This is a genomic window from Millionella massiliensis (assembly GCF_900104655.1).
Taxonomy (GTDB): Bacteria; Bacteroidota; Bacteroidia; order Bacteroidales; family Rikenellaceae; genus Rikenella; species Rikenella massiliensis.
Genome location: NZ_FNWD01000002.1, coordinates 1,134,479 through 1,151,674 on the forward strand (window position 1 = coordinate 1,134,479; position 17,196 = coordinate 1,151,674).

At 56.9% G+C, this 17,196-nt stretch carries 12 protein-coding genes and 1 tRNA gene; 9 read left to right on the top strand and 4 right to left on the bottom strand.

Annotation, left to right across the window (positions count from 1 at the left end):
• Nucleotides 1–196 precede the first annotated feature (196 nt).
• The 6 genes from BQ5379_RS11370 (at nt 197) to BQ5379_RS04505 (ending at nt 6,158) form a co-directional block, all read left to right on the top strand.
• Nucleotides 197–325 carry a hypothetical protein gene (locus BQ5379_RS11370; RefSeq protein WP_262493654.1) on the top strand — a complete coding sequence of 43 codons (129 nt, stop codon included), beginning with the start codon at nt 197–199 and terminating at the stop codon, nt 323–325.
• Entirely contained in the window at nt 325–885 is a 561-nt protein-coding gene (locus BQ5379_RS04485) for a hypothetical protein (RefSeq protein ID WP_071134329.1), read from the top strand. Before BQ5379_RS11370 ends, BQ5379_RS04485 begins: the two co-directional genes overlap by 1 nt.
• Nucleotides 886–951: 66 nt before the next feature.
• Nucleotides 952–1,140, top strand: a complete 189-nt coding sequence (locus BQ5379_RS04490; RefSeq protein ID WP_071134330.1) for a hypothetical protein — start codon at nt 952–954, stop codon at nt 1,138–1,140.
• A 313-nt stretch (nt 1,141–1,453) separates the two neighbouring features.
• Nucleotides 1,454–1,648 carry a hypothetical protein gene (locus tag BQ5379_RS04495; RefSeq protein ID WP_071134331.1) on the top strand — a complete coding sequence of 65 codons (195 nt, stop codon included), beginning with the start codon at nt 1,454–1,456 and terminating at the stop codon, nt 1,646–1,648.
• 236 nt (nt 1,649–1,884) lie between these two features.
• Entirely contained in the window at nt 1,885–4,614 is a 2,730-nt protein-coding gene (gene ppdK / locus BQ5379_RS04500; protein ID WP_071134332.1) for a pyruvate, phosphate dikinase, read from the top strand.
• Nucleotides 4,615–5,045: 431 nt separating this feature from the next.
• Complete coding sequence (locus BQ5379_RS04505; protein ID WP_071134333.1) at nt 5,046–6,158, top strand: CofH family radical SAM protein; 1,113 nt, start codon at nt 5,046–5,048, stop codon at nt 6,156–6,158.
• 254 nt (nt 6,159–6,412) lie between these two features.
• On the opposite strand, the gene mutS is transcribed toward BQ5379_RS04505, so the two are convergent.
• Entirely contained in the window at nt 6,413–9,133 is a 2,721-nt protein-coding gene (mutS, locus tag BQ5379_RS04510; RefSeq protein ID WP_071134334.1) for a DNA mismatch repair protein MutS, read from the bottom strand.
• A gap of 545 nt (nt 9,134–9,678) precedes the next feature.
• Between mutS and BQ5379_RS04515 the strand changes: the two genes are divergently transcribed.
• Nucleotides 9,679–10,020, top strand: a complete 342-nt coding sequence (locus tag BQ5379_RS04515; protein ID WP_071134335.1) for a hypothetical protein — start codon at nt 9,679–9,681, stop codon at nt 10,018–10,020.
• Nucleotides 10,021–10,510: 490 nt separating this feature from the next.
• Here the strand turns inward: BQ5379_RS04515 and BQ5379_RS04520 are convergent, their stop codons facing one another.
• Nucleotides 10,511–11,593, bottom strand: a complete 1,083-nt coding sequence (locus tag BQ5379_RS04520) for a family 10 glycosylhydrolase (protein ID WP_083377585.1) — start codon at nt 11,591–11,593, stop codon at nt 10,511–10,513.
• 375 nt (nt 11,594–11,968) lie between these two features.
• On the opposite strand from BQ5379_RS04520, the gene BQ5379_RS04525 reads away from it, so the two are divergent.
• Nucleotides 11,969–12,042: transfer RNA gene (locus BQ5379_RS04525), tRNA-Arg, on the top strand.
• Between the two features lie 445 nt (nt 12,043–12,487).
• Complete coding sequence (locus BQ5379_RS04530; protein ID WP_071134337.1) at nt 12,488–12,862, top strand: putative signal transducing protein; 375 nt, start codon at nt 12,488–12,490, stop codon at nt 12,860–12,862.
• Nucleotides 12,863–14,274: 1,412 nt separating this feature from the next.
• On the opposite strand, the gene BQ5379_RS04535 is transcribed toward BQ5379_RS04530, so the two are convergent.
• The gene (locus BQ5379_RS04535) at nt 14,275–15,303 is read right to left on the bottom strand and encodes a homoserine O-acetyltransferase family protein (protein ID WP_071134338.1); all 1,029 of its coding nucleotides are present in this window, start codon (nt 15,301–15,303) and stop codon (nt 14,275–14,277) included.
• Nucleotides 15,304–15,481: 178 nt separating this feature from the next.
• Nucleotides 15,482–17,053 carry a S41 family peptidase gene (locus BQ5379_RS04540; RefSeq protein WP_071134339.1) on the bottom strand — a complete coding sequence of 524 codons (1,572 nt, stop codon included), beginning with the start codon at nt 17,051–17,053 and terminating at the stop codon, nt 15,482–15,484.
• Nucleotides 17,054–17,196: the final 143 nt, after the last annotated feature.

A 17,196-nucleotide genomic window follows, 5' to 3' on the forward strand; every position in this document is an offset into this window, starting at 1 on the left:
CACCTCGCAACACAAAGTACTTCCGACACACTGCTTATATTTAACTATACCACTGATTATCAATATATATAACAAAATAATGCCATACCTTCACATATTTTTCATCACAATGTATTTTTCAAATACAAAATGTATTATATTTGCCCCGTAGTTCAATTACAAAATGTATGACAAATTCACTTTAATCCACAAGACTATGAAAAATGTATGCCATCTGCTCCGGACCCGCCTCGCCGGCCGCAGCAACCGACACCCCCGGGCCGAACAGTTCTGCCGGCGACTGAACCCGACCCGCAAGATCCACCCTTCGTCCGACTACAACTGATGAGCTGGACATTCGAAGAGGTCAACGAGCGACGCGTCGAAGCGCAAACCGTTCTCGACCGGGTCAAGGCACTCCGCCGTCCGCTGGCCGTTCACTACGAACGGATCGACGAGTGCACCTGGGTCGAACGCCGCAACAACCCCAAACCTTTAAAAACAGACACCATGACCACCCCCATTACTCGCGAAGAGGCCGAACAAGCCATCGCCCTCTACCGCACCGCCAAAACCGCCAAACAACACTCCGAATCCCAAATGGCCGAAGCCGAACGCATCATCGAAGCCTACGGAAACAGCCACTTGGACCAGTTCGTCGAAGGACGTCTGGCGCTGGACAGCGGCACCCTCGCCCTGCGTGCCGGCGCCGCCAAACCGCTCCAGAACGGCCTCCCGATGAATACCTCGGCCCGCAACGAACTGGCTGCCCGTCTGCCGGCCGCCTACGTGCGACTCGCATGCGATTTCGGCAAACTCTTCGGCTGCGCCGACAAAAACGTCCGCCGACTGCTGACCACACAGGGCATCGAGATCGTACGCGAAGACCGGATCGTCGTTCTATAAAACCGCCCCCTACTCCAGAGAGCCACAAAACATTCACCCACGAATCACCCCCCAAAAACTACCACCATGAAAGTAACCGCCATCTACATGAAAGCCAATGCCAACCCGTTCCGCGTCCGTCCGGGCGACTACAAACGCGTCATCGGATTCCTGCCCGCCACGCTCAGCTGCGAACTGATTGCCAGCTACGCCCGCGAAGCCACCCCGAACGGCTACATCTTTGTCGGCATCGAACGTACCGAAGTCAAAGCCTAACCCTCACCGCTACTTTATTAATAAGTAGCAAACCGATTTCTTTCCGAAAAGCCACAACCGCCGGCACGCGCTCCCCCAGCCTACCCCAACAGCTGCGACAATACATAAAAAAGACATGCCCCGGATTCGGAGAGAGACAACAAAATATCTATTACATATATTATTCAGAGGAAAGGGAATATGTGCGGCCGGTCAGCCCAGCCACCCCGACACAACCGGCCCGCACCGCCCGATTCGGCCCGGTTCCCCGGGACATACCCGCATCACGACCGCCGGAACGGACACCCCACCCCTCCGCAACACCTATCCCATCATGGCTTATAATAAAAAAGGATATTACAAACGGGCCAAGGCCCTCCAGGAGCTGACCGCCCAGCACTACGAACCGGAACGACACGACCGATGTTACAAATGGGTATGGCGCAAGTTCGTCTATCCCCAGTTCGGCATCTGCTACCACAGCTACCTGCGGTATCTCCACACGCCCGTTCCGGCCGAGACCCGCTGAAACGGTCTCAGTTTCCGCCCCGTCCCCGCACTCACCACCCCGAGTGCGGGGATTTTCTGTTCAAAAACACCCGGGCAGAGCCATTCGCAAGAAAAAGGAGACCAAAAAGCGCATCCGCCCAATGAAAATCCCGAAAAATAGCTTACATTTGCGGACAGACCCCAGCGCCGTCTTGCGGCCGCAGGGATTGGATTTTATTGATATTCAGCCAATTAATTCATAAACTAAAACACACAATGTCCAACGTAAAACGCGTTTATTCGTTCGGCAACAAAAAAGCCGAAGGTAACGGCAAGATGAAAGAACTGCTCGGCGGTAAAGGTGCGAACCTGGCCGAAATGAACCTGATCGGTATCCCGGTACCGGCCGGCTTCACCATCACCACCGAAGTATGTACCGAATTCTATACTCACGGCAAAGAAGGCGTGATCGCCATGATCAAGCCCGACGTGGAAAAAGCCATGAAAGAAGTAGAAGCCCAGATGGGCATGGAATTCGGTTCGACCACCAACCCGCTTCTGATGTCGGTACGCTCGGGCGCCCGCGTTTCGATGCCGGGTATGATGGACACCATCCTGAACCTCGGTATGAACGACCAGGCCGTGGAAGCCGTCGCCAAACGCAGCGGCAACCCCCGCTTCGCATGGGACTCGTACCGTCGTTTCGTACAGATGTACGGCGACGTGGTTCTCGGCATGAAACCGCAGTCGAAAGAAGACCACGACCCGTTCGAAGAGATCATCGACGAGATGAAAGCCGCCAAAGGCATCGTCAACGATACTGAATTCAACGCCGACGACCTGAAAGAAATGGTCGCCAAATTCAAAGCCGCCGTCACCAAACAGACCGGCAAAGACTTCCCGAACGATCCGTGGGAACAGCTCTGGGGAGCCATCTGCGCCGTGTTCGAAAGCTGGATGAACGAACGCGCCATCCTCTACCGTCAGATGCACAAATACCCCTCCGACTGGGGTACCGCAGTGAACGTGCAGGCCATGGTATTCGGTAACATGGGCGACAACTCCGCAACCGGTGTAGCCTTCACCCGTGACGCCGCTACCGGCGAAAACATCTTCAACGGCGAATACCTCGTTAACGCACAGGGCGAAGACGTGGTAGCCGGTATCCGCACCCCGCAGCAGATCACCATCGAAGGTTCGCGCCGCTGGGCCAAACTCCAGGGGATCACCGAAGAAGAACGTAAAGCCAAATACCCCTCGCTCGAAGAGGTAATGCCGGCCGTTTACAAAGAACTCGACGAAATCCAGAACCACCTCGAAACCTACTTCACCGACATGCAGGACATCGAGTTTACCATCCAGGACGGTAAACTGTGGATGCTCCAGACCCGCTCCGGCAAACGTACCGGTGCCGCAATGGTCCGCATGGCCATGGAGATGCTCGAAGAAGGCCTGATCGACGAAAAGACCGCCGTACTGCGCGTCGAACCCGCCAAACTCGACGAACTGCTCCACCCGGTATTCGACAAAGACGCCGTTAAATCGGCCAAAGTGCTGACCAAAGGTCTGCCCGCATCGCCGGGTGCCGCCACCGGTCAGATCGTCTTCTTCGCCGACGACGCCGAAGCCTGGAAACAGAACGGCAAGGAAACCATCCTCGTCCGCATCGAAACCTCGCCCGAAGACCTCAAGGGTATGAACGCCGCCAACGGTATCCTCACCGCCCGCGGTGGTATGACCAGCCACGCAGCCGTAGTTGCCCGCGGTATGGGTAAATGCTGCGTATCCGGTGCCGGCGCCCTGCAGGTAGACTACAAAGCCCGCACCCTCACCATCGGCGACACCGTACTGAAAGAAGGCGACTGGATCTCGCTGAACGGCTCGACCGGCGAAGTTTACGCAGGTCAGGTAGCCACCCAGGCCGCAGACCTCTCCGGCGACTTCGGCAAACTGATGGATCTGGCCAACAAATACGCCCACCTGAAAGTTCGCGCCAACGCCGACACCCCCCGCGACGCTAAACAAGCCTTCGCATTCGGTGCCCAGGGTATCGGTCTGTGCCGTACCGAACACATGTTCTTCGAAGGCGACCGCATCAAAGCCGTGCGCGAAATGATCCTCGCCGACGACGAACAAGGCCGTCGCAAAGCCCTCGCCAAACTGCTCCCGATCCAGCGTGGCGACTTCGAAGGCCTCTTCGAAGTGATGGAAGGCAACCCCGTTACCGTTCGTCTGCTCGACCCGCCGCTGCATGAATTCGTACCCCACTTCGAAAAAGAACAGCGCGAACTCGCAGCCGAAATGGGTGTAAGCTACGAAAAGATCAAAGAAAAAGTAGAATCGCTCGCCGAAGTCAACCCGATGCTCGGTCACCGTGGCTGCCGTCTGGGCAACACCTACCCCGAAATCACCGAAATGCAGACCCGTGCCATCATCGAGGCTGCCATGAACGTGAAAGCCAAAGGCATGCCCGTACACGTTGAAATCATGGTACCGCTGGTCGGCAACCATAAAGAGCTCAAATACCAGAAGAAGATCATCGACGCTACTGCCGAAGAAGTATTCGCAGAACGCAACGACAAGATCGACTACATGATCGGTACGATGATCGAAGTTCCGCGTGCTGCCGTTACCGCCAACGAAATCGCCGAAGTAGCCCAGTTCTTCTCGTTCGGTACCAACGACCTGACCCAGATGACCCTCGGCTTCTCGCGCGACGACATCGGTAAATTCCTGCCCGAATACCTCAAAAAAGGCATCCTGAAACAAGACCCGTTCCAGATCCTCGACGTCAAAGGCGTTGGTCAGCTGATCCGTGAAGCCGTCTTCAAAGGTCGCGGCGTACGCGAAGGCCTCAAATGCGGTATCTGCGGTGAACACGGTGGTGAACCGAGCTCGGTAGAGTTCTGCCACTACGCCGGTCTGAACTACGTATCCTGCTCGCCGTTCCGCGTGCCGATCGCACGTCTGGCAGCTGCCCACGCAGCCCTCAAACAGGAAAAATAGTCAGTCACCCGACTACTGAAAACCCAAGGGAGGCGGATGCCGATGGCATCCGCCTCCCTTTTTTATGTTCCGCACATCCTTGTACGACTCATCCACCCTACTCGCCCCCACTTAGCCCGCCAGCTCCCTGCCCAACACCTCTTCCCTGTCTGATTGCAACCCTGCCTGATGCAACGCATACCCGATAGTGACGCCCAACGCACCACCCCCCATTCCCCAATCGCCCGGCAAAACGCCGTTTGCCTCCTTAGCACACCATTTCCCGGACACCATTCACAGAGGAGCGGCTCCATATCGATTCCGCCCCGATTCATACCTCGCAACGCCACGCAACCCTGAGCAGAGAGACACTCGTGCGCCGGAGAGAAAGCACCTTCACACGCCACATATCCGGCCAAACCACTAACTTTGCAGGAAAAGCGTCCTCACAGATGGAGAACCACACCGCATTACTCACCAAAGCCATCGCCGGCGACCCGCTCACCTTCCACGAAGCCCTCACGCTGTGGAACGACATTCCGCTGGCCAAACTGATGGCCGCGGCCGACGCCCGTCGCCGCCAGCTCCACCCCGGCAACATCGTCACCTGGCAGATCGACCGCAACGTCAACATTACCAACGTCTGCATCAGTTGCTGCAAATTCTGCAACTTCCACTGCCGCCTCGCCGACCGGGACCGCGCCTACATCACCACCCTCGACGAATACCGTCAAAAGATTCGCGAAACCATCTCCCTCGGCGGCGACCAGTTGCTGCTCCAGGGCGGTCTGCATCCGAAACTCGACCTCAGCTGGTACGAAACGCTCTTCTCTACCCTGAAGAGCGAATTCCCCAACATCAAGCTCCACGCCCTCGGTCCGCCCGAGATTGCCCACATTACCCGCATTTCGGGCCTCAGCAACGACGCCGAAGGGTACCGCACCACCCTCGAACGACTCTGTCGTGCCGGTCTCGATTCGCTGCCCGGTGCCGGCGCCGAGATCCTCGACAACGAGATCCGCCACGAAATTTCGCCCGGTAAATGTTCGGCCGACACCTGGCTCGAAGTGATGCGCGTCGCCCACCGCATGGGGCTCTGCACCTCGGCCACCATGATGTACGGCCACATCGAGAAACCCGAGCACCGCATCCTGCACCTGCTGAAGATTCGCGATCTGCAATCGCTGAAACCCGACGACGCTCCCGGTTTTCTGGCTTTCATCGCCTGGCCCTACCAGGGACGCGGCACGCAGCTCGAACGCGAGCGAGGCCTCTCGGGCGGAGCCAACACGGCCGAATTTCTGCGGATAATCGCCCTCAGCCGGCTGGTACTGAACAACATCCCGAACATACAGGCCTCGTGGCTGACCACCGGGCTTCCTGCCGGTCAGATGGCGCTGCACGGCGGGGCCAACGATATGGGATCGATCATGATCGAAGAGAATGTGGTCAGTTCAACCGACTTTTCGGGTCGGACGACCATCGATGCCGCCCGTATGCAGGAGGCCATTCGCGCCGCCGGCTTTACTCCGGCGCTTCGCAACCAGCGGTACGAGCTGCTTTAGCCCCCGTAGGGCATGCCTTCCCCCATAGGAATTCCCCTACCCGACAACAGGCGCAGTCCCCGCTACACTTAGCCCGCGTTCGCCCCTAACAGCACAAGACCGATCCGCTTGACCACAGCACGACTCATACTATACGTAATAAAAAGGCCAGCGGCAGACACTGTTAATTGTGTCTGCCGCTGACTTTTGCAATCGTGCGAGAATAATCAAGCGGGAAATAATCGTACAGGAAATAATTGTACGAGAGCTTTCGTCTACAATCCCGACAGTTTCTTGATTTCGTTCAATTTGTTCAGCGCCTCGAGCGGGGTCAACGAGTTGATATCGAGCCCGCGAATCTGATCCCGAATTTCCTTGAGTACCGGGTCGTCGAGCTGGAAAAAACTGAGCTGCATCGCCCCGTCGGAACTGTTCGGATGACCTTTTGTCCCCTTGCGCCCTTTGGCGGTCGAGACTGACGACATGTCGGGCGAATCGGCCCCCGACAGCGCCCCTTTCCCCCTGTTCTTCCCTCCGCCGGCATCGGAACGCCGCTGACGTTCCAAGTCCTCGAGCACCGCCTTGGCCCGATCGATCACCCTCGGCGGCATGCCGGCCATCTTGGCCACGTGGATACCGAACGAGTGTTCCGTTCCGCCCGGCACCAGTTTCCGCAGGAAGATCACCCGTTTGTCCACCTCGCGCACCTGTACGTTGAAGTTCTTGATCCGCTCGAAACGCGACTCCATCTCGTTTAGTTCGTGATAGTGGGTCGCAAAGAGAGTTTTGGCCTTTCCGTTGGGATGTTCGTGGAGGTACTCCACCATGGCCCAGGCGATCGAGATCCCGTCGTAGGTGCTGGTACCGCGTCCGATTTCGTCGAGCAGCACCAGACTCCGGCCCGAAATGTTGTTCAGGATATTGGCCGACTCGAGCATCTCGACCATAAAGGTCGATTCGCCCTGCGAAATGTTGTCCGACGCCCCCACACGCGTAAAAATTCGGTCGATCAGCCCCACGCGTGCCGACGTTGCCGGCACGAAACATCCGATCTGGGCCAGCAGCACGATCAGCGCCGTCTGCCGCAGCAGAGCCGATTTACCGGCCATGTTCGGCCCCGTGATGATGATGATCTGCTGCGTGGTCGAGTCCAGATAGAGGTCGTTCGGGATGTAGGGTTCGCCGATCGGCAGCCGCTGTTCGATGACGGGGTGACGTCCGTCCTTGATCTCCAACACATCGTCTTCGGTGATTTCGGGACGGCAGTAGTGGTGTTCGATCGCCACGTGAGCAAACGACTGCAGACAGTCCAACTCCGCCACAGCCATGGCATTCCCCTGAATCGTGGCGACCATCGGCTGCAGAGAACCGACCAGCGCGCCGTATAGCTGTACTTCGATGGCGTTGATCTTATCTTCCGCCCCGAGAATCTTCTCCTCGTACTCCTTCAGCTCCTCGGTGATGTAACGCTCGGCATTGACCAGCGTCTGCTTGCGGATCCACCCTTCGGGCACCTTGTCGCGGTGGGCGTTACGCACCTCGATATAGTAGCCGAACACATTGTTATAACTGATTTTCAGCGGGATGCCTGCCGCTTCGCTTTCGCGTTGCTGCAGGGCCAACAGGTAATCCTTTCCGCCGGTGGCAATGTCGCGCAACTGGTCCAGTTCTTCGCTAACCCCGCGGGCGATCACCGGCCCCCGACCCGGAATCAGAGCCGGTTCGGGCAGTATTTGCCGTTCGATGGCCTGCTGCGCGGTCGAACAGTCGGCAAAGCGCTCGGCAAACCGCCTCAGCTCGGCATTGGGACTCTCGGCGCACAACGTGCGGATACGCTCCGTCGCGGCAATCCCCTTGGCCAGCTGCACCAGTTCGCGGGGGTTGACACGTCCGACGGCGATTTTGGAGACGATTCGCTCCATATCGCCGATCTCCTCGAGTTCGGCCATCAGCCCATCGCGCAGTTTGGCGTCACGCATCAGGTGGCCGACCACCTCCAAACGCGCATCGATCGCCGCCTTGTCCTTGAGCGGCAGCGAGATCCAGCGTCGCAGCAGACGCGCTCCCATCGGACAGAGCGTACGGTCGATCACGTCCGTAAGCGACGTTCCGTTTTCGCTCAACGGGTGGAACAGCTCCAGGTTGCGGATCGAATAGCGGTCGAGCCAGACGTACTTGTCCTGGTCGAGCCGCGAGATGCCCCGCACGTGCGACAGGTCCTTGTGTTCGGTGTACTCCAGGTAGTAGATCACGGCGCCGGCCGCGCTCACGACCAACGGCAGCAGGTCGATCCCGAACCCCTTGAGGGAGGTGACGTCGAACTGCTTGAGCAGTTTCTCGCGGTTGCTGTCGTAGTTGAAGGCCCACTCGTCGAGCTTGTAGGTATAGTAGCGGTCGCCGAATGCGTGATGGAACTGATCGTCGTCGCCCTTGCGGTAAACGATCTCTTTGGGCATCAGGTTGGCCAGCAGTTTGTCGATGTAGTCCAACGACCCTTCGGCGGCATAAAATTCGCCGGTCGAAATGTCGATAAACGCAACTCCGGCACGACCCTTGGGACCGAATGCCACACTGGCCAGGTATGTGTTCTCGCGGTGGTCCAGAATATTGTCGTCGAAGGTGATACCGGGCGTGACCAGCTCCGTGACGCCGCGCTTGACGATGCCTTTAGCCTGTTTCGGGTCTTCGAGCTGCTCGCAGACGGCCACGCGCTGTCCGGCCCGCACCAGTTTCGGCAGGTAGACGTCCAACGCATGATACGGGAATCCGGCCAGCTCGACGCTGGCAGCGGCACCATTGGCCCGCTTGGTCAGCGTAATGCCGAGGATGCTGCTGGCGGTGATGGCGTCGGGACCGAAGGTTTCGTAAAAGTCCCCGGCGCGGAAGAGCAGAATGGCATCCGGGTGCTGCGCCTTGATGGCATAATACTGCTTCATCAGGGGGGTCAGCGCATATTTTTTGTCGGTGTCCGCTTCGGGACTCGCTTTCTTAGCCATAGTTTCTATGTGTATCGCCGGCTGGAGAGCCTTTCAGTAGGGCGGTCCGGGAAGGAGGTGCGACGATCGGCCGGCGTTCGATCGAACCGAGTTCAAAGATACGCCAAAAACGGAAATTTTCCGTCGTTCCTGCCCTCCATTCCGTCGTTTCGTCTGCGTGCCCGCCTTCGCCATGACGATACCGGGACGCACCTCGCGTACACCGGCCTGCATACACGGATTGCATCGTTTCCCGCCCTGCCCGACACGAATAACGAACGTGGCGCTCTCGCTCGGCTCCCGTGTTCTATTCCGGTTATCGAAAAATCCGCCCTCGGGTCCGATTCACGAAAAGCGTTCGCCCGCCGTTTGCAGAAACCGCCGCTGCGCCCCATTTTTGCTCACGTTCCCCCGGGCCTGTACACACGGATACCGCCTGCTGCCTTCCGCGCAAGGTCGGAACGATTATCGTTTCGGCCCACCCGTCTGTCGAACCGTACAGCCGCCGAGGGGAAGAAAGATTACCTCAGCCTATCATTTATTCAACCACTTATATTCGTATCAATATGACAGACACATGGATCACCTCGGTCATCGCGCCGATCGCGGTCGCGCTGGTGAGCTGGATTCTGGGTAAGAACAGCCGCCGGATCGACGAAACATCGAAAATCGTCGCGCTGCTGCAGGACGAAATCAACCGCCTGACCGTCAAGGTCGAAAAGCTCGAGACGAAACTCGAGACCCAGGACGAGACGCTGGAACGAAAAAGCATGATCATTCAGGAGGCGTTCCGATGCCGGACGCCGTCGATGAAGTGCCCGGTACTGCTGAAACAGGCCGAGATGAGCCCCTTTGCTCCATCGTCCGCCCCTGCTGTGGACGAGGGCCCGGCCACTCCTGTCCAATAGTTTTTGAACACCCCCTGAAACTGGATGACAATCCCCGACTGTTCACCGGCTCGATTCGGAACCATCCCGCCGGCATCGCCCCGGACTCCCTTATCAGACTCTCCCCATCACCATGTGGACAAAAAAATCCGAGCGGAGTTTCACATGAAAACTCCGCTCGGATCAAACTCTAAATTTCAATATTCATTTCACGGGCTTCGAGTGCTGCGACCGACGCTGGATACGGGATTCGCCCCCCCCTCCACCTTCTTCCCCAATCCGTCTCCCCAATCCTTTTCCTCAGCCCCTCGCCGCGATCCCTTGTCTTCGGGCCCCCACTTCCGGTCTCTCCCAGCTCCCATCCATCCCTCATCCTACCTTTCCTTCTTCGTCACCCCCGTTGCACACTCACCTTCGCAACCTCTCAGTCGTGGGCCTCAATCCCCGGACCTCAATACCCATCGGACGTTACGCCGACATTCAGCCCCCACGCCCTGTGAGTATTCTGCGCCTACTCCATCGGGTGTGCATCGATAAAGCGACGCACTTCGGCACGCATCTCTTCGTTCATCGCGTCGAAGGTAAAGAAGGCAATCCCTTTGGCTCCGGCCGAGATGGCAGCTCCCATGGCTTCGGTCAGGGTCGGTTTCCCATCCTTACCACCGCTGTAAAAGTCCGGAACGTGCAAACCGCAACATATCATCGTTTCGGGTTTCACGGTGACACATTCGCGCACACAGTTCGCAATCCAGGTAGTATCGCCGTTATAGAATCCTTGATAAATCATCGGGAAAGCGACGTCCAGTTTCCAACGACCCCAATCCTGACGTACCATACGACGGGCCATGGAGGGCGTCGGGAAGGGCGAGGCACTGATGGCGATAGAGTTGCGGTGGGCGATGTCGGCCAACATGTTGGCCACTTCGGTCACCTGATCCAGTCGGAACTGGAGCCACACGCTGTCCTGCGACGGGTCTTCGAGTTTCGAAGGATCATAGCCGTATTTCTTTTCGAAAGCCTTGAGCATTTCAGGGTGGTAGCCGTAATCCCACTCGGCATACTCTTTGTCCTGCACGATCCCGTACTGGGCCCAGAGGGTCGTGGGCAGAATCTGGTCCACATAGCGGCAGTAGTCCAGGCTGATGCCTCCCAGTCCTTCGACCTTGGCGACCTCTTCGATTTTTTCAGCAATCGCTTTCCGCACGCCGGGAATGATCGGCGAGAGGAATTTATAGTAATCGACGTAGGCTTTTTTATCTTTGAGCGATTCACCGTTCCGGTTGTAGTCGAGCCATTCGGGGTGCTGATGAGCGATGCCGCCATCGTTGATCACCCACAGCCAGGCATAAACCGTAACGCCGTGCTTCTTGGCAATCGGAATCACTTTGCGCAACTCGTTGGGCCCGCACTGCAGGACGATCCCGCGAATGCCGGTTTCGGTCATTTTGGTAAAGTAGTCATCCCAATCGACATCGGCCGAATAGTGACGCCAGGTCCAATAGTGCGGTGTATTCGCGTCCAGTTTCTGAGCAACCGCATTCCCGGTTGCCATGAACAGAAGCAACGCCGGGAGCAAAATCCGTAAAAGTTTCATAACATGGGGTTTGGTTAGTTATACAAAAGTAGCGAATGACTCAGAAAAATCCTCAGCAAAAAGGACCAAAAAACACGACAACTCCACCAACATCCGTAAAATTCGAAGATTGACCACCCACCGTACACCTTACTTTAAGGTGGCCGCATCCTCCTCGCTTCGTTCAAAATACTGAATTTCAAACCAGAAGCACACGGTTAGTGAACTACGGAGAATGACACGCCCTCCAGATGCGCAGCTTCAAAAAACCACACTTTGTACGTTTCGCTCCGGCCCATCATCAAAAAAAGAAAAAATATCGGTCGATTTTTTTGGAAAAGGCAGAAAAGTGACTTACCTTTGCACCGCATTCGGGACAAGAGCCCGGGTGAGTTTGGCGCCGTAGCTTAATTGAATAGAGCATCTGACTACGGATCAGAAGGTTACAGGTTTGAGTCCTGTCGGCGTCACTCCACAAAGAGCAGTTGCGATGAGCGACTGCTCTTTTGTTTTTCTCCTGCTGCCGTTCTGCCCACCGTCTGATACTTACGACGAAAAAACAGTGAGAACGCTTTACGCCGATTCTCTGCGGGGCTGCAAATGCCCGCACATATGCCCCTCGTCGTACGAACGCATCTGACTTACTTGACAATCACCACAACTCGATTTGCTACATCCGGGGAACCTCGTGAATCTTACCCTGTCATCCCATCACATACCTGGAGGCCAACGTAAAAGATGATATGGGCAGCATAATCAGCCTTTCCGATAAACCGATCCGCCCATAGAAAAACCGACACGCTTCACTATGTGGAATTCAGGTCGAGACACAACCTCTTTTTCAGACACTTCGGATTGTAAAACTACGTCATTTTGATTAACTTGCGGGAAAGAATCCCTTTAAACTCCGACACCATGAAAATCGTAGGAAGTTACCAACAGTCATTTGACGCTTCGCTGGCTCAGAGTCAGTTGGAAGCGGCCGGCATTGAATCCTGCCTGCTGAACGACACGGTCAACAATGTTGTCTCCTACTTGTCGTCAGAGGTTCGCGAGATTCGCCTGGGCGTGGCCGACGAGGATTACGACCGCGCCATGGAGGTCCTCAACCAACCGGTCGAAGAGAAAGGCAAGACCTGTCCCTTCTGCGGATCGCACCAAATTGTTTTCGGCACCCAAGGAGCCTCGAAATGGCGGATCATTTGGACCACCATACTCTCCACCCTGACCATGAGTGCCGGGAACGTCCGCTGTCACTACTACTGCAAAGATTGCCGGCAAGAGTTTTAACAACCCTACTCCACATACTCAAACAGCCGTATTGTACAAACTTTGGGATGGCATCTATTTGAGGCAATACCCCTCTGACGGTGTGGCCGAAGCCACCGCCCGCCCGGCGTGAGGGCAGTTCCGGACTGTTCGCAATGCTGCATACAAAAAGCCCGCGAAACGCGATAAAGAGATAAAGGAACGATTCGTCCAATGGCGCGAATCGTTCCTTTATCTTTGAGCGGGCTTGATTCTCAGATTAAAACGTTCTCCGACTGCCCTGCGCGGGCGGCGTCCGCGTGCTCGCGGCGGAGCAATGACTGGGTATTACCTCTAATAATTGTCAAACCAGCAAATGAGGTAATACCTCTAACAGCCGCAATACATAAACTTTGGGATGGCATCTATTTGAGGTAATACTCCTCTGACGGTGTGGCCGGAGCCACCGCCCGCCCGGCGTGAGGGCGGTTCCGGACTGTTCTCAATGCTGCGCACAAAAAGCCCGCGACGGCGAAATAGAGATAAAGGAACGATTCGCGCCATTGGACGAATCGTTCCTTTATCTTTAAACGGGCTTAATTCTCAGATGAAAACGTTCTCCGACTGCCCTGCGCGGGCAGCGTCCGCGTGCTCGCGGCGGAGCAATGACTGGGTATTACCTCTAATAATTGTCAAACCAACAAATAAGGTAATACCTCTAACAGCCGCATTGCATAAACTTTCGTATGACATCTATTTGAGGCAATACCCCTCTGACGGTGTGGCCGAAGCCACCGCCCGCCCGGCGTGAGGGCGGTTCCGTACTGTTCTCAATGCTGCACACAAAAAGCCCGCGACGGCGAAATAGAGATAAAGGAACGATTCGCGCCATTGGACGAATCGTTCCTTTATCTTTAAGCGGGCTTAATTCTCAGATGAAAACGTTCTCCGACTGCCCTGCGCGGGCAGCGTCCGCGTGCTCGCGGCGGAGCAATGACTGGGTATTACTTCTAATAATTGTCAAACCAGCAAATGAGGTAATACCTCTAACAGCCGCAATACATAAACTTTGGGATGGCATCTATTTGAGGTAATACCCCCCTGACGGTGTGGCCGAAGCCACCGCCCGCCCGGCGTGAGGGCAGTTCCGGACTGTCCTCAATGCTGCACACAAAAAGCCCGCGAAACGCGATAAAGAAAGAAACGAACGATTCGCGCCATTGGGCGAATCGTTCGTTTCTCTTTGAGCGGGCTTTTGTTTGCGAATAAAGCGTTCATTGACTGCGCTGCCGCGCGGGCCCCGCGTGCTCGCGGTGGAGCGGGCGATACTACGTATCGCTTGTGTCGTCAGGAACCCATCAATCGGGTGCTCGTGGCGAAGCAGGCGATGTCCGCATCGCTTGTGCCGTTAAAACCGCCCTGCCGTAGTGCCCGCCAACACAGGCACGAACCCGTCAAAGATATTTCTTCAGAATCCTCGTAATTTCGGGAGTCTCAATCAGAAAACCGTCGTGCCCGTAATCAGAATGAATAATGTGATAATCGGCCCCGATCATCACTGCCATTTCACGCACCTCGGGCTCGGTGAACATGATGTCAGTATCGACCGCCATGACAATCGTCTGCGCCGTGATGCGCTTCAGTGCAGCGGCAACTCCGCCACGCCCGCGTCCCACATCGTGTGAGTCGAGCGACTGCAACAAACGGTAATAGCAGTGCGCATTGAAGCGTCGGCAGAGCTTCGATCCCTGATAACGCTGATAGCTCGAAGCCCGAAAATCGTCCAGTTTCTCTTCGGGATCATACTGCGTGCGGTTGAACGTGAGCGAATTTCGATAAATCAGCATCGACACGGCTCGCGCCGCAGCCAAGCCCCGCTCCCCGCCATCGATGCGAGGTTCAAAGAAGGTAGGATCAGCTTCGATCGCCATGCGCTGCGCCTCGCTGTCAGCCACGATCCAAGGCGTAGTTTTGGGCAGCGTAACCGTCAGGGCCACCGTTTCGAACAGTTCAGGTTCCGCAATGGCCCACTCCATCGCCTGACAACCGCCCGTCGAGCCGCCGATAATCATTCGGATTCGCCGGATGCCCAACGCCTTTCGCAGCAGTTGATAGGCCCGCACCATGTCACGCACCGTGATCTGAGGGAAGTCGAGGTACCACGGCTGGCCGGTCGCCGGATTGACCGTAATGGGCGAGGTCGATCCGTAGGGTGAGCCGAGTTTGTTGGCACACACAATAAAATAGCGCGTCGGATCGAGCAGTCCCCCTTCGACCACCGTACCGGGCCACCATTCGGCCACGTCGGAACTGGCCGTCAGCGCATGACACACCCAGATGACATTATCGCCCGTTTCGTTGAGCGTACCATAGGTATGGTAGGCCAGCGTGAGTTCGGGCAGCACGCCGCCCGCTTCGAGCGAGAAGGGATCGTCGGAATGAAAAAATTGCGGCGCATGGCCGGCATATTCGGCATAGTACATGGTCAGCAGGGATATTTTGGGAGGTGGCCAAAGGTAGCGAAAAATCCGCAAAGGCTAAAGTACGAAAAAGCCTGCCGCTGTCAGTCGGCAGGCTTTTGAATGAATGGCTATTTCCGGAGGATCGAAGCCGTGCTTTCTTAGGTTCAGGCCTCCGGCACACTCGCACGGCCGGGCAGAACTATTTCCGAGCTTCGGCAACGGCCGCCGCGAAGTCGGGATCGGTCTCGGCATTGATGACCCGGTAGTAGGCCGTCGTATCCCAGAGTCGTTGGGCAATCAGCGCTTTGATCTGAGCGGCGATCAACCGACGCGAACGCTCCAGCCCTTTCTGGTCGAGTTCGACCCCGCGCGAACGCCCCAGTTCCACCAGTCGAGCCTCCTGCTCCGGCGTGAGCGAGAATCCGCTGGCAAAGGCGTCGAAATCCTTATATTTTTCCTTGTATTCGGCCCGATGTGCATCCAGTTCCGTCACGGCAAACTCCAGCAGCACCCCTTTGCGGACCAGTCCGCTCCAGTATTCCGAATAGCCCGTCGTGTCGATCGGCACATAGACGTCGGGCGTGATTCCGCCGCCGCCATAGACCGTCCGCCCTTTGACCAGCGTTTTGAAGACCTGCGACGAATCGACCGCAGCCGCCTTGCCGTCGGTCAGTTCGCCCGAATTGTAACGGTCAGCAAAGTCCCGGTAGTAACTCATGGCATCGCCCTGCTTGTAGGGGCGCTGAATCGAGCGTCCCGAGGGGGTATAATAGTGGGCGATGGTCAGCCGGATGGCCGATCCGTCGTTGAGCGGCACCTGTTGCTGAACGAGCCCCTTGCCGAAGGTGCGTCGGCCGACGATCGTCGCGCGGTCCCAGTCCTGCATGGCTCCGGCTACGATCTCCGAAGCCGATGCCGAGCTTTCATCCACCAGCACGACCAGTTTTCCGTCGCCGTACAGCGGCTGTTCATCCGACGTTTTGGCCTCCTGACGCGGCATGTTGAGTCCCTCGGTGTAGACCACCAGGCTGCCCGGTTTGAGGAAGTTCGAGGCCACGCGGAAGGCCTGGTCGAGCAGCCCGCCGCCATTGCCGCGCAGGTCGAGCACCAGCGACGAGATGCCCTTCATCTCGCCGAGCGCCTTCTGCAATTCGTCGTTGGTAGTGGCCATGAAGCGGTTGAGTTTGACGTAACCCGTATTCTTATCGACCTTGTAGGCCGCGTCGAGGCTGTACATCGGAATCTTGTCGCGCACGATGCTGAACTCCAGCGTATCGGCCACTCCGGGACGCACCACCCGCAGATCGGCGCGCGTACCCTTCGGCCCGCGCAGGAATTTGGGCACGTCGTTGAGTTTGACCTTCGTTTTCAGCTCGCCGTTCACGTAGACGATGCGGTCGCCCGACATCAAGCCGACCTGCTCGGACGGGCCGCCGGGAATGGTGTTCACCACCACGATCGTGTCACGCAGCACGTTGAACTCGATACCGATCCCTTCAAAGTTGCCTTCGACCTCCTCCTCTTCGGTCTTGAGTTCCTCGGCGCTGAGGTAGGTCGAATGGGGGTCGAGCTGGCCCAACATGTTGACGATGGCCCCTTCGACCAGCTTCGGCATATTGACCGTATCGACATATCCGTTGGCGATCAGGTACATCACCTGATTGATTTTCTGGAACTGGGTGGCCTGGTCGGCCGTGATCTTCTGGGCATGTGCTGCGCCGCCCAGCAACACGGCCGCAGCCGCCAGGGCTGTTCTGAACGTATGTTTCATCTTCGTGAGAATAGTATCAGATTTCAAAGTTACGATTTTCAAGCTAACGGCAAACCACCCCGACGCATTGTGTCCCCCCTTTGTCCTTACTCCGGAAAGCACACTTTGTCCCCTGCCCCCCGGCAACCTCCCCGCTCCACTCC